The 14310-nt window shown below is 57.8% G+C and carries 13 protein-coding genes; 7 read left to right on the top strand and 6 right to left on the bottom strand.

What is annotated here, in order from left to right; genetic code table 11:
• The 6 genes from AO242_RS16590 to AO242_RS16560 all read left to right on the top strand — a co-directional run bounded on the left by AO242_RS16590 (nt 1) and on the right by AO242_RS16560 (nt 9108).
• Nucleotides 1–2481 (top strand): ABC transporter permease, encoded by a 2481-nt coding sequence (locus AO242_RS16590; protein ID WP_099269591.1) that lies wholly within the window; start codon nt 1–3, stop codon nt 2479–2481.
• Nucleotides 2471–3544, top strand: a complete 1074-nt coding sequence (locus AO242_RS16585; protein WP_099269590.1) for a lipocalin-like domain-containing protein — start codon at nt 2471–2473, stop codon at nt 3542–3544. Before AO242_RS16590 ends, AO242_RS16585 begins: the two co-directional genes overlap by 11 nt.
• A 224-nt stretch (nt 3545–3768) precedes the next feature.
• Complete coding sequence (locus AO242_RS16580) at nt 3769–5541, top strand: N-acetylglutaminylglutamine amidotransferase (RefSeq protein WP_099269589.1); 1773 nt, start codon at nt 3769–3771, stop codon at nt 5539–5541.
• Between the two features lie 4 nt (nt 5542–5545).
• Nucleotides 5546–7294: an N-acetylglutaminylglutamine synthetase gene (gene ngg, locus AO242_RS16575; RefSeq protein ID WP_099269588.1), complete on the top strand. Its 1749-nt coding sequence runs from the start codon at nt 5546–5548 to the stop codon at nt 7292–7294.
• Between the two features lie 95 nt (nt 7295–7389).
• Entirely contained in the window at nt 7390–8592 is a 1203-nt protein-coding gene (locus tag AO242_RS16570) for an osmoprotectant NAGGN system M42 family peptidase (protein WP_099269587.1), read from the top strand.
• Between the two features lie 288 nt (nt 8593–8880).
• The gene (locus AO242_RS16560) at nt 8881–9108 is read left to right on the top strand and encodes a YheU family protein (RefSeq protein WP_027899418.1); all 228 of its coding nucleotides are present in this window, start codon (nt 8881–8883) and stop codon (nt 9106–9108) included.
• Here the strand turns inward: AO242_RS16560 and csrA are convergent, their stop codons facing one another.
• The 4 genes from csrA to AO242_RS16540 form a co-directional block, all read right to left on the bottom strand.
• Nucleotides 9109–9324, bottom strand: a complete 216-nt coding sequence (csrA, locus tag AO242_RS16555) for a carbon storage regulator CsrA (protein WP_099269585.1) — start codon at nt 9322–9324, stop codon at nt 9109–9111.
• A 149-nt stretch (nt 9325–9473) separates the two neighbouring features.
• The gene (locus AO242_RS16550; RefSeq protein WP_027899416.1) at nt 9474–9806 is read right to left on the bottom strand and encodes a YnfA family protein; all 333 of its coding nucleotides are present in this window, start codon (nt 9804–9806) and stop codon (nt 9474–9476) included.
• Between the two features lie 238 nt (nt 9807–10044).
• A complete protein-coding gene (locus tag AO242_RS16545) occupies nt 10045–10860 on the bottom strand; it encodes an SDR family oxidoreductase (RefSeq protein ID WP_099269584.1) in 816 nt (271 codons plus the stop codon).
• A gap of 116 nt (nt 10861–10976) precedes the next feature.
• Nucleotides 10977–11348 (bottom strand): DUF2784 domain-containing protein, encoded by a 372-nt coding sequence (locus tag AO242_RS16540; RefSeq protein ID WP_099269583.1) that lies wholly within the window; start codon nt 11346–11348, stop codon nt 10977–10979.
• 232 nt (nt 11349–11580) lie between these two features.
• Here AO242_RS16540 and AO242_RS16535 point away from each other — a divergent pair, with 232 nt between their 5' ends.
• Nucleotides 11581–11739 (top strand): DUF3309 family protein, encoded by a 159-nt coding sequence (locus tag AO242_RS16535; RefSeq protein ID WP_080238018.1) that lies wholly within the window; start codon nt 11581–11583, stop codon nt 11737–11739.
• Between the two features lie 569 nt (nt 11740–12308).
• Here AO242_RS16535 and AO242_RS16530 read toward each other — a convergent pair.
• A complete protein-coding gene (locus tag AO242_RS16530) occupies nt 12309–13967 on the bottom strand; it encodes a cation acetate symporter (protein WP_099269582.1) in 1659 nt (552 codons plus the stop codon).
• Nucleotides 13964–14275, bottom strand: a complete 312-nt coding sequence (locus AO242_RS16525; RefSeq protein ID WP_002552552.1) for a DUF485 domain-containing protein — start codon at nt 14273–14275, stop codon at nt 13964–13966. Before AO242_RS16525 ends, AO242_RS16530 begins: the two co-directional genes overlap by 4 nt.
• Between the last annotated feature and the right edge of the window lie 35 nt (nt 14276–14310).

Below are 14310 nucleotides of genomic sequence, written 5' to 3'. Positions count from 1 at the left end.
GTGCGGGTTTTCTACTGGACATTGCGCGCGCTGCTCAGCCACTGGCGACGTCACCCGGTGCAGTTTTTCAGTGTACTGACAGGACTTTGGCTGGCAACGGCGCTACTGACCGGCGTTCAGGCACTCAATAGTCAGGCTCGGCAAAGCTATGCCCAGGCCAGCCAGTTGATCGGCGGCGAACCGCAAAACAGTCTGGCTACCGCCAACAACGGGGCATTCTCCCAGGATGTGTTTATCAGCCTGCGCCGTGAAGGCTGGCCGGTGTCGCCCGTGGTGCAGGGCAGGATCTCTCTTCAAGGGCTGGAAGACCGCCGTGTGCAACTGATGGGCATTGAACCGGTGTCATTGCCCAGCGGGACAGCGGTGGCTGGACAGACCCTTGATCTGAACGGGATCGTTGATTTCCTCACGCCACCCGGTCAGACCTGGATCGCTACCCAGACACTGCAAGCGCTGGGCCTCCATGAAGGGCAACAACCGCTGACCAGTAACGGCCTGCTCCTGCCACCGTTGCACAGTCGAGTCGATATGGCACCCGGCGTGCTGCTCACTGATATCGGCTTCGCTCAGCCACTGCTGCAGATGCCCAATCAAGTGTCACGCCTGCTGCTGCCCAAAGACTTCGCCGCGAGCAATCCGGCATTGCCAGCGGAATTGAACGGACTGATTCAACTGAAGAAAAGCGGCGAAGAGAACAATCTGACGCGCCTCACCGAAAGTTTCCATCTGAACCTGAACGCTCTGGGCGTGCTGGCCTTCATCGTCGGTCTGTTCATTGTGCATGCGGCCATCGGCCTGGCACTGGAGCAGCGGCGTGGACTGCTACGCAACCTGCGCGCCTGCGGGGTCAGCGCCAGAATGCTGATTGCAGCGCTCGGTATGGAGTTGGGGGTTCTGGCCTTGCTCGGCGGGCTGCTCGGGGTTGCCAGCGGTTATCTGTTGGCGAGCCTGCTACTGCCCGATGTAGCTGCCAGCCTGCGCGGTTTGTATGGGGCGGAGGTCGCCGGGCAACTAAGCCTGAGCCCGATCTGGTGGCTGGGCGGCCTTGGCCTGAGTGTGCTGGGTGCGTTGCTGGCTGGGGCGAACAGTCTGCTTCGCGCGGCGCGCCTGCCCTTGCTGGCGCTGGCCAATCCACAAGCCTGGCATCAGGCTCACGGTCGCTGGTTGCGCCGACAGGCCTGGGTTGCGGGCGGCGCGGCAATTACTGCACTGGCCGCGCTGCTGCTCGGCGACAGCCTCGCCGCAGGTTTCGTATTGACGGGCGGTCTGCTGCTGGCTGCGGCGCTGGGTTTACCGGTGCTCCTCAATGGTCTGCTCAACGCTTTGCTGGGACGCAGCCGTTCGGTGCTGGGCCAATGGTTTCTGGCTGATTGCCGTCAGCAATTGCCCGCGCTGAGCCTGGCATTGATGGCTCTATTACTGGCGCTGGCGGCCAATATAGGCGCGGGGAGCATGACGTCCGGGTTTCGGCAAACCTTCGGCAACTGGCTGGAACAACGGCTGACCGCCGAGTTGTACGTCACGCCGCAAAATGCTGCCCAAGCCCCTGAAATACAGGCCTGGCTTGTGCAACAGCCCAAGGTCAGCGCTGTGCTGCCGAACCGACAAGTGTCGATCCAACTGCAAGGCTGGCCTGCGGACCTGTTCGGCGTGGTGGATCATTCAACCTATCGTGAACACTGGCCGCTACTGGAGGCCGCCAGTGGTGATCCGTGGGATCAACTGGTGCAGAGTGATAGCGTCATGATCAGCGAACAACTGGCCCGCCGCCTCAAACTGAGGGTCGGCGAAAGCCTGGAAATCCCTGCCCCTGACGGCCAATGGACGCTGCGCATCGTGGGTATCTACGCCGACTACGGCAATCCCAAGGGCCACTTGCTGGTCAATGCCGAACACTTGCTGCGCCACTGGCCGCAACTGGCTGCCAACCGCTTCAACCTGCGCATCGATCCGGCCGCAGTGCCCGCTCTGGTGAGTGAACTGCAACAGCGCTTTGCTCTGGACGATAATCACATCATTGATCAGAGCCAGCTCAAAGGCTGGTCTACGCAGGTTTTCGAGCGCACCTTCGCCGCCACGGCCGCCCTCAACAGCCTGACGCTGGCGGTGGCGGGCATCGCGCTGTTCATCAGCCTGCTGACCCAGAGTCAAAGCCGCCTGGGCCAACTGGCGCCGTTGTGGGCGCTAGGCGTCTCGCGACGACAATTAATGCTACTCAATCTTGGCCAGACCTGGTTGCTGGCGGTGCTGACGTTGATTCTGGCGTTGCCACTGGGCTTGCTGCTGGCGTGGTGTCTGGACGCAGTGATCAATGTGCAGGCCTTCGGCTGGCGCTTGCCGCTGCATATCTTCCCGATGCAGCTCCTGCAATTGGCCGCGCTGGCACTGCTTGCGACCCTGCTCGCCTCCGCATGGCCGCTGTTGAAGTTATCCCGCACTCGCCCTGCCGACCTGCTGAGGACGTTTGCCAATGAAAATTAACTGCCTGTTCCTGCTGATTTTGCTGACCCTTGCTGGCTGCGAACAGTCAGAAGAACCCGAGCAGGGTTTCGCCGGGATGGGTCATCAGGCCGAACAGTTCACCCCGGTTACGCCGGGCCGTGAGTTCACTTTCCCGGAGGATCACGGTCCGCATCCGGGATTCCGCATCGAGTGGTGGTACATCACTGCCAATCTCAAAGACGAGCAAGGACAGAGTTTCGGCGTGCAATGGACGCTGTTCCGCAATGCGCTACGGGCTGGCAGTCAGGGATCCGGGTGGAACGACGGCACGATCTGGATGGGCCATGCCGCCGTGACTTCAGCCACGCAACACTACGCGGCAGAGCGTTATGCCCGAGGTGGCGTTCAGCAAGCGGGTGTAAACCTTGCGCCATTTTCCGCGTGGATAGACGACTGGAAGCTGCACAGCGATTCGACTGAAACAAATCCACTGACCGACATGCAATTACAGGCGAAAGGTCCGCAGTTCGCTTATCAACTTCACCTGACCTCCAGCAAACCGCTAGTGCTGCAAGGTACACAGGGTTTCAGCCAGAAATCCGAACAGGGCCAGGCCTCTTACTATTACAGCCAGCCCTACTTCAAGGCCGAGGGCGAACTGACCATTGCTGGCAAACGCTATCAAGTCAGCGGCCCGGCGTGGCTGGATCGAGAATGGAGCAGCCAGCCGCTGACTGCCAATCAGACCGGCTGGGACTGGTTCTCAGTGCATCTGGACAGCGGCGAAGAGTTGATGCTGTATCGCATGCGGCAAAAACAGGGTGAGCCCTATCTGACCGGCACATGGATCGACGCTGACGGCAGCACCCAGTTGCTGACGGCCAAGGACATCAGCCTTTCGCCATTGGCCAACACACGTGTTGCAGGCCACGACATGCCGACCCGCTGGTCGGTAAAAATTCCCGGCAAGGGTCTGGAAATCACCACCGAAGCACTGAACCCCAAGGCTTGGATGGACCTGCAGATCCCCTACTGGGAAGGCCCGATTACCTTGAGTGGCAGCCATAAGGGTGTGGGGTATCTGGAGATGACGGGGTATTGATGGCTGGCCCGTAGGACCGGCTTCAGCCGGGAGAGCGATGTCTCTATCGATAAAAAATGCATCGCCTGAATGACCCTCTCCCGGCTAAAGCCGGTCCTACGGATCTCATACACCTCCCCTGCTTATAACCGATTGATCTAAAACTCCCCCGTTTCCCATGGGTCAGTTCATGGGTGGCTGCATTTTCTCAGCCACCTTCCCCAACGGAAAACCGGTAAGGACTTATGTGCGGACTAGCAGGTGAACTACGTTTTGACCATCAACCAGCGGATCTAGCCGCTGTTGAACGCATTACCCATGAGCTGGCGCCTCGCGGCCCGGATGCGTGGGGGTTTCATAGCCAGGGGCCGATTGCCCTTGGTCACCGCCGCCTGAAAATCATGGACCTGTCGGACGGCTCGGCGCAGCCGATGATCGACAGCCACCTTGGTCTGTCCATGGCCTTCAACGGTGCGGTGTACAACTACCCCGAACTGCGTACCGAGCTGCAAGGCCTGGGTTATCAGTTCCATTCCGACGGCGACACCGAAGTGTTGCTCAAGGGCTATCACGCCTGGGGCGTTGATCTGCTGCCCAAGCTGAACGGCATGTTTGCCTTCGCGATCTGGAATCGCGACAAGCAGGAATTGTTCATCGCTCGTGACCGTCTCGGCGTCAAGCCGCTTTATTTTTCGCGTACCGACAAACGCCTGCGCTTCGCATCAACGCTGCCTGCACTGCTGAAAGGCGGTGACATCAGCGGCATGCTCGACCCGGTAGCGCTCAATCACTACCTGAACTTCCACGCCGTAGTCCCTGCCCCGCGCACGCTGCTTGCCGGTGTCGAAAAGCTCGCACCGGCCAGCTGGATGCGCATTGACGCCCACGGCAAGACCGAGCAGAAAGTGTGGTGGCGTCTGCCTTACGGGCCGCACGCTGACGAGGCTAACCTCACTCTGGAAGACTGGCGTGATCGTGTGCTCGACAGCACCCGCGAAGCCGTGGCGATTCGTCAACGTGCCGCAGTAGATGTGGGCGTACTGCTTTCGGGCGGTGTGGATTCGAGCATGCTGGTTGGATTGCTGCGGGAAGTCGGCGTCGAAAACCTGTCGACCTTCTCCATCGGTTTTGAAGATGCAGGCGGTGAACGTGGTGACGAATTCCAGTACTCCGACCTGATCGCCAAGCATTACGGCACCAATCACCATCAACTGCGTATTCAGGAACACGAGATCATCGAGCAATTGCCTGCGGCGTTCCGCGCCATGAGCGAACCGATGGTCAGCCACGACTGCATCGCGTTTTACCTGCTGTCCCGGGAAGTCGCCAAGCATTGCAAAGTGGTGCAAAGCGGCCAGGGTGCAGACGAATTGTTCGCCGGTTATCACTGGTATCCGCAAGTCGATGGCGCCGCCGACCCGGTCGCTGCCTATCGAGATGCCTTTGTCGACCGCAGCTATGACGAGTACGCCGCCACCGTCCAGCCTAAATGGCTGACTGCCAATGACGCAGCGGGCGATTTCGTCCGTGAGCATTTCGCTCAGCCAGGTGCTGATGCGGCGGTAGATAAGGCGTTACGTCTGGACAGCACGATTATGCTGGTTGATGACCCGGTCAAGCGCGTTGACAACATGACCATGGCCTGGGGTCTGGAAGCGCGTACACCGTTCCTCGACTACCGCCTTGTTGAACTGTCGGCGCGTGTTCCCGGCAAATTCAAGCTGCCCGATGGTGGCAAGCAGGTACTGAAAGAAGCTGCGCGTCTGGTCATTCCTTCGGAAGTGATCGACCGTAAAAAAGGCTACTTCCCGGTTCCGGGCCTCAAGCATCTGGAAGGGGCCACGCTGGGTTGGGTACGTGACTTGCTGGTAGACCCAAGCCAGGATCGCGGCCTGTTCAACCCTGCCATGATCGACAAACTGTTGACCAACCCGGAAGGTCAACTGACTCCTCTGCGCGGCTCGAAGTTGTGGCAGTTGGCGGCGCTGAACCTGTGGCTCAGCGAACAAGGACTCTGATTAAATGAAACAGCATTCGACGACGTACAGCCAGCGCCTGCTGCGCGGTCAGTCGCCCTCCTATGAACGTCTTCAGGCGCGATTCGCTGAAGACGGCAGCGACACTGAAGCCAAGCCGCTTGCGCTGCACTGCGGCTGGGGGCGACTGCTGATCGGTCACACCTACCCCGATCCGGCGACGCTTGCCAATGAACTGCTCAATGAAAAACCCGGAGAACGCGACATCGCGTTGTACGTCGCTGCGCCGCAGCAAGTACTGGCTCAATCACCACAGCAGCTGTTTCTCGATCCGTCGGACACACTGCGCCTGTGGTTCAGCGATTACCGCCCGGCGCAGCGCGTATTTCGTGGCTTCCGGATTCGTCGCGCCCAGAACAGTACTGACTGGCAGGCGATCAACAATCTGTACATTGCTCGAGGCATGTTGCCCATTGATCCTGAACTGTTGACCCCTCGTCATCAGGGCGGTCCGGTGTACTGGCTCGCGGAAGATGAAACGACTAACGCGGTGATCGGCAGCGTGATGGGCCTCAATCACCACAAGGCGTTCCACGATCCGGAAAACGGCAGCAGCCTCTGGTGCCTGGCGGTAGACCCGCAATGCACCCGACCCGGGGTTGGCGAAGTGTTGGTTCGACATCTGGTTGAGCACTTCATGAGCCGTGGCCTGAGTTATCTGGACCTGTCGGTGCTGCATGACAATCATCAAGCCAAGGCTTTGTATGCCAAGCTCGGCTTCCGTAACTTGCCGACTTTCGCCATCAAGCGCAAAAACGGTATCAATGAAGTGCTGTTCCTCGGCCCGGGTCCGCAGGCGGACTTTAATCCTTACGCACGGATCATCGTCGAAGAAGCTCATCGGCGCGGTATTGAAGTGCAGGTTGATGATGCTGAAGCTGGGTTGTTCACGCTGGCTTATGGCGGCCGCCGGATTCGCTGCCGGGAATCGCTGAGCGATCTGACCAGTGCTGTCAGCATGACCCTGTGCCAGGACAAAAGCCTGACCCACAAAGCCCTGAAAGCGGCAGGTTTGAAGCTGCCAGCTCAGCAACGGGCTGGTGACGAAGACGCGGATCTGGCGTTTCTTGAAGAACATAAACAGATCGTCGTCAAACCACTGGATGGCGAACAAGGCCAGGGCGTCGCGGTCAACTTGCGCACCCCCGAAGAAATGCGCGGAGCCATCGAGCGCGCCAGACAGTTCGATACGCGGGTAATTCTGGAAAGCTTTCACGAAGGCCTTGATCTGCGCATTGTCGTGATCGGATTCGAGGTGGTGGCTGCCGCTATTCGCCGCCCGGCAGAAGTGGTCGGCGATGGCCGCCATACCATCGGGCAATTGATTGAAGCCCAGAGCCGTCGCCGTGCCGCCGCAACCAGTGGTGAAAGCAAGATTCCCGTGGATGAAGAAACCGAGCGCACGGTACGTGACGCAGGTTATGAGTTTGACAGCATATTGCCGATGGACGAGCGCCTGGCCGTTCGCCGCACTGCCAACCTGCACACAGGTGGCTGCCTTGAAGATGTCACGTCGATTCTGCACCCGGTGCTGAGCGACGCGGCTATCCGCGCAGCCCGCGCGCTGGACATTCCGGTAGTAGGCCTCGACCTGATGGTCCCTGCCGCTGATCAGCCCGAGTATGTATTTATCGAGGCCAATGAACGGGTCGGCCTGGCCAACCATGAACCGCAACCCACGGCAGAAAAGTTTGTTGATCTGCTGTTTCCGCACAGTTTGCCTGCACATAGCTGAGAGCAGCCTCAAGCCTCAAGCTGCAAGCCAAAAGCGGACCCGGTCCAGCTTGTAGCTTGCGGCTAATAACTTGCAGCTGCTCCGAAGGAGCTCAAATGACCACTGCAAAAAATATCCCCGAACCGGATCTGAACTACCTGCAGAAAGTCCTGTTGGAAATGCTCGCGATCCCAAGCCCGACAGGTTTCACCGACACCATCGTGCGCTATGTCGCCGAGCGTCTTGAAGAATTGGGCATACCGTTCGAACTGACCCGTCGCGGCACAATTCGCGCCACGCTGAAGGGCAAACAGAACAGCCCTGACCGTGCAGTCTCTGCGCATCTGGACACCATTGGCGCCGCCGTGCGAGAGGTGAAAGAAAACGGTCGCCTGTCACTGGCGCCGATTGGCTGTTGGTCGAGCCGCTTCGCCGAAGGCAGCCGCGTCAGCGTGTTCACTGATCACGGCGTGATTCGCGGCAGCGTGCTGCCGTTGATGGCATCCGGTCATGCGTTCAACACTGCAGTTGATGAAATGCCCATCAGTTGGGATCACGTCGAGCTGCGCCTCGACGCCTACAGCACCACCAAGGCCGATTGTGAATCCCTGGGCGTTGGCATCGGTGACTTCGTCGCCTTTGACCCGCTGCCCGAGTTCACTGAAAGCGGCCATATCAGCGCTCGACATCTGGATGATAAAGCCGGGGTCGCCGCGCTACTGGCGGCACTCAAGGCCATCGTCGACAGCGGCGCCGAGCCGCAGATCGATTGCCACCCACTGTTCACCATCACCGAGGAAACCGGCACCGGTGCTGCAGGTGTACTGCCTTGGGATGTCAGTGAGTTCGTCGGCATCGATATCGCTCCGGTTGCTCCCGGTCAACATTCCAGCGAACACGCCGTGAGTGTCGCAATGCAGGATTCCGGTGGCCCTTACGACTATCACCTGTCCCGCCATCTGCTGCGTCTGGGCAGTGAGAATGAACTCCCGGTACGTCGCGACATGTTCCGCTATTACTTCAGCGATGCCCATTCGGCGGTCACCGCAGGCCACGACATTCGTACCGCATTGCTCGCGTTTGGTTGTGATGCCACTCATGGTTACGAGCGCACTCACATCGACAGCCTCGCGGCACTGAGCCGTCTGCTGGGCGCTTACATGCTCAGCCCGCCGGTTTTCGCCAGCGACGCACAGCCCGCGCAATCTTCGCTGGAGCGCTTCAGCCATCAGATCGAACACGACGCACAGATGGAAACCGATACCCGCGTGCCGAGTGTCGACAGCCTGCTTGGGCAGCATAAGGAAGAGGTGGAGTAGCAATCTTCGGCTTGAAATATGTCCTGTCTGAGATTCTATGTTGGCCAGCTAGCACGCATGCGGGGTAGTGGAATCTCAGGATGGTCACGGTCATGTGGGAGCCGAGCTTGCTCGCGATAAACGATAACGCGGTACACCTGCCTATCGCGCTAGACTTATCGCGGGCAAGCCACGCTCCCACAAGGGCATCGCGTTTCAAATTTACTGGCGGGGATAATCCGCGATTATTCCACCTGCTTTTTCCACACATCGGCACTATCATCGCCGGGAATTGATGCGAGAACGCCCATGCTGATTCCTTACGACCAACTCGAAGCCGATACCCTCACCCGCCTGATAGAGGACTTCGTCACGCGTGACGGCACCGACAACGGCGATGAAACGCCGCTGGAAACTCGCGTACTGCGCGTCCGGCATGCATTGAGCAAAGGCCAGGCGGTGATTTTTTTCGATCTGGAAAGCCAACAGTGCCAGCTCATGCTCAAGCATGACGTGCCCAAAGAATTTTTTGACTGATCACGACTTAGTGTCCGGGAGCGCCCGGCTCGCTTTTGTTGCCTGCTGTGAAACCCTTTGAGCGATGCGTTTATAAACTTCCGCACGGTGCACTTTGACGTGCCTGGGCGCTTCGATTCCCAATCGTATCTGATTACCGTGAATAGCCAGAATCTGAATGGTGATGTCATCACCAATAGAAAACACTTCTCCTGCGTCGCGCATTATTACCAGCATGTCCCTGCTCTCTTATTGTTTACCAGAGGGCAGAGTGCATGGCCCGTCCACGGTCATCAATTGGTCAGGTAAAATTCAGTAACGTCCTTCGTCTCCGCCGGAATTGGTCGAAGGAAATGTCTTACATAACTGCGACCGACGTAGGAAATTTACTGCGCTGACCAGCGCGGACCGAACAGAATGATGCTCGCGCCAATCACACAAAGTGCCGCGCCCAGCCAGTCCGATGACAATGGTCTGACCCGCTCGATAAGCCCCAGCCAGGCAATGGAAGCGACAACGTAGATCCCGCCATAAGCCGCATACGCCCGACCGGCATACGCCGCCTCGACACGGGTCAGCAACACGGCAAATAACGTCAGACTGATCAGCGCGGGAATCACCCAAAGCGCACTCTTGCCCTGCCGCAGCCACATCCAGAACGCATAGCAACCCGCGATCTCAAACAAAGCCGCCAGAAAAAACCACAGGTAATTGAGCACGGAGAATCTCATCAACGGTTGAAATGATGGCGGCAACCGTATCAGAAAACCGGGGCTGTAACGAAAGGCATGCAGTCCAAAGAGAGCACTTATGAACACCACGCCGGTTGAACCGGGACGCGGTCATGTGGGAGCCGGGCTTGCCCGCGATAAAAGCACCTCGATCTATCCTGAATTGCGTCCAGCCTTATCGCGGGCAAGCCCGGCTCCCACATAGATCAAATTCACAGCTGGTAATTTACTCCCTGGCCTGCCGCGCCTTCGCCCGCATTTTCTCGCACATGCTCGCCATCTCGTCGTACAGCGCCTGTGGACTTTTCTGTTTCAGTTGCCAAGCCATACGACCTTGCTCATGGGGCAGGATCATGAATTCGCCTTGCGCGACGTGTTCGTAGATGTAGTCAGCGATCTCCGCTGCCGTGATCGGCGAGCTTTCCAGCAATTTGCCAACTTGAGCTTTCATGGCTGGCGTCGGTCCACGGAAAGAATCCAGCAGATTGGTCTGGAAAAACGACGGACACACGACGTGGACACCGACTTCCTGCTGACGCAATTCCACCAGCAGACTTTCCGATAAGGCCACCACTCCGGCTTTGGCGACGTTGTAATTGCTCATCGCGGGACCCTGCATGAGGGCAGCCATGGACGCGATATTGATGATCTTGCCCTTGCTCGCTTCCAGCATCGGCAGGAAAGCCTTACAGCCTTTGACGACGCCCATAAGGTTGATCGCGATCTGCCAGTCCCAGTCTTCAAGGGACAGCTCTTTGAAAAAACCACCCGACGCCACACCCGCGTTGTTGACGATGATGTCGACACCGCCAAACTTCTCTTCGCACGTTTGGGCCAATGCGGTCAGTTGACTGTAGTCACGCACATCGCAGCGCTGCACGAAGCCATCGCCACCGGCCTCGCGCACCTGTCTGAGGGTTTCCTGCAAACCGGCATCGTTGACGTCAGACAGTGCCAGACGCCAGCCTTCCCGGGCCCAGCGTAAAGCGATTTCGCGACCCAGGCCCGAACCTGCGCCGGTGATCATGATGCGATTGTGCATAGCAAACGCCTTGTGGTTAGGGGCTCATGTTTTTACAACGTGAGCCCAGTGTAACCACGGAAATCGTCGCTTCGACCCACCATCAAGACGCTGAATGACACGGGCAAACCCATGGCCTACGCGGGCTTGCGCCATAAGCGAATGACGAGCCAGCAATACACGGCAAGGTTGCTCACCACCACTATCGCACCCAGCCACAGCTGGATCTGCGGGGTCAGGCCTGCGGGATAAATCAACGCGACCAGATAGTGTTCGATGAAGCCTGCCTCGTACCCCTCGCCACCTGCGCGAACCCGAAGCGCGTTTTCCAGGGGTGTCAGCGGGCAGTAAAGGTGAAAAAACTCTACCACGGCTCCCCAGAGCATCGCGGGTATGTGCAACACCATCACCCATCGCCAGCGTAAAACCAGCAGCCCGCCAAATAAAACAAAGACGATGAACAACAGATGGACGACCAGTACAGCATCAGCACCCAGACGATAAAGCATGAAAAATGTCCTCAGCGCGAGTAGACGAAAATGAAAACAGTTGTCGGTGCTCAAAGTTCAACCTGATTGTGGCAACTATAAACTTTTTTCAAAATGTAAACTTTCTCGCGATTCCAACGGACTTTTTCCGAACGCCCACAGTCGGATCATTCAAGCAGCACAAACTTTATGCCATCGGGCGGAAGCTTGAACTGTTCTAGCCATCTACCAAGAACTAAGGAAGGAATTCATCATGGGCATCGGCACTATTCTTATCATCGTCCTGATCCTGCTGTTGATCGGCGGTCTGCCAGTATTCCCGCACTCCCGCAGCTGGGGCTACGGTCCATCGGGCATCATCGGTACCGTTCTGGTGATTCTGCTGATTCTGGTGTTGCTGGGACGGATATAACGTTCCCACGCCAGCAGTAAAACAGCCCCGCTTATAGCGGGGCTTTTTATTGGCCTGACAACTAATAGCTTCCAGCGCTTAACTATCAAATCCCCTTTTCATCTAACCACTTGATGGCAAAGTGTCTGACAATCCTCCATCACCGCCGTCGTAAACTCCGATGACTTCTATCAAACTAAATTCAACTACCTGATTTGGAATGCGTTTTCTGCAGGCGCTGCCGAAGGCTGCGAAGCATTATCGTGACACACAGCCATCGCAGCCTTCGGGCGCTCCCATCAAACAAATGCAACCTACTGACTAAACGGAGTTTTCCTGTTGGAGCGAGGCTTGCCCGCGAACCAGTCGACTCAGTAGGCCAGACGTGCCCCCGTCATCGTTCTTCGCGGGCAAGCCTCGCTCCAACAGATCAAGTGTTTGATGCGCGACAGCGCGGCGTCTGGATGACCCGGGTGTTCCTACTGCTGCCCCCCCTGTCCTGTGAGCACAGAACCCGTGTTCAGGTGAAGATTCCCGCGGCAATAAAAAAGCAGCCCGAAGGCTGCTTCCTGTAGAGCACTTACTACTGTTTAGTGCGACACCGCACCGCTGGCACCCAGGCCAGTCTGCGAGCGTACGAACTGCGGATAGAACAAGGCGCGCTCGCCCTCTGCCGCTTTCGACTTGTCGGTAATCGAGAAGAACCAGATACCCACGAATGCGATGGCGATGGAGAACAGCGCCGGGTATTCGTAAGGGAAGATGGCTTTCTCGTGATGCAGGATCTGCACCCAGATGGTTGGACCCAGAACCATCAGCACCACGGCGCTGATCAAGCCCATCCAGCCACCAATCATGGCGCCACGGGTGGTCAGGTTTTTCCAGTACATGGAAAGCAGCAGAACCGGGAAGTTACAGCTGGCTGCGATGGAGAACGCCAGGCCCACCATGAACGCGATGTTCTGGCTTTCGAACGCGATGCCCAAGAGGATTGCCACGACTGCCAGAGCAATAGTAGTCATCTTCGAGACACGGATTTCGTCCTTCTCGTTGGCCTTGCCAGCCTTGATCACGCTGGCATAAAGGTCGTGAGACACCGCCGAAGCACCCGCCAGGGTCAGACCGGCAACCACTGCCAGGATGGTCGCAAACGCTACTGCCGAAATGAAGCCCAGGAACAGACTGCCACCGACCGCATCCGCAAGGTGCACCGCTGCCATGTTGTTACCACCCAACAAAGCGCCCGCTGCATCTTTGAACGCCGGGTTGGTGCTGACCAGCAGGATCGCGCCGAAGCCGATGATGAAGGTCAGGATGTAGAAGTAACCGATGAAGCCAGTGGCGTAGAGCACAGACTTGCGGGCTTCCTTGGCATCACTCACGGTGAAGAAGCGCATCAGGATGTGCGGCAGACCTGCGGTACCGAACATCAGCGCCAGGCCCAGAGAGAACGCCGAGATCGGATCTTTCACCAGACCGCCCGGGCTCATGATCGCTTCACCTTTAGGGTGAACCTTGACCGCCTCGGAGAACAGCATGTTGAAGTCGAAGTTGACGTGCTTCATCACCATCAGCGCCATGAACGACGCACCGGAGAGCAGCATCACTGCCTTGATGATTTGTACCCAGGTGGTTGCCAGCATGCCGCCGAACAGCACATACAAGCACATCAGGATACCGACCAGAATTACCGCAACGGTGTAGTCCAGGCCGAACAAAAGCTGGATCAACTTACCGGCACCCACCATCTGCGCGATCAGGTAGAACGCAACCACCACCAGCGAACCGCAGGCAGACAGGGTGCGAATCTCTTTCTGCTTGAGGCGATAAAACGCCACGTCAGCAAAGGTGTATTTACCCAGGTTACGCAGGCGCTCGGCGATCAGGAACAGAATGATCGGCCAGCCCACCAGGAAGCCGATCGAGTAGATCAGACCGTCATAACCCGAGGTGTACACCAGCGCGGAAATCCCCAGAAAGGACGCGGCCGACATGTAGTCACCCGCAATCGCAAGGCCGTTCTGAAAACCGGTGATCTTGCCGCCCGCTGAATAGTAGTCCGACGCTGTCTTGTTCTTTTTCGAGGCCCAGTAAGTGATGTACAGGGTGAAAGCGACAAAGACCACGAACATGACGATCGCGGAGATGTTCAGTGGCTGTTTCTGCACAGCGCCGGTCAACGCATCTGCCGCCCAGAGGGACGGTGCAAAAGCGGCCAGGCCGAATACTGCTGATAGACGCCCGATCATTGCTGTGCCTCCTTCAGGATGGCGTTGTTCAAGTCATCGAATTCACCGTTGGCACGGCGAACATAGATGGCTGTCAGCACAAAAGCAGACAAGATCAGGCCGACCCCAATCGGCATTCCCCAGGTAATGGTCGATGTCGGGCTAAGTTTCGCGCCCAGAATGTGTGGTCCGTAAGCAATCAAAAGGATGAAAGCGGCATAAAGCCCGAGCATGATCGCTGAAAGAATCCAGGCGAACCGCTCCCTTTTGGATACCAGCTCCTTGAAGCGGGGGCTGTTTTGAATCGAGAGGTAAATGCTGTCGTTCATTGTTTTTGTCCTCGCAGCACAGATGAGATGTCACG

The sequence above is a fragment of the Pseudomonas sp. ICMP 561 genome, assembly GCF_002699985.1.
GTDB lineage: Bacteria > Pseudomonadota > Gammaproteobacteria > Pseudomonadales > Pseudomonadaceae > Aquipseudomonas > Aquipseudomonas quasicaspiana.
Note: the sequence above shows the minus strand (reverse complement) of the source record. Positions and strands in the feature narration are given on the sequence as shown.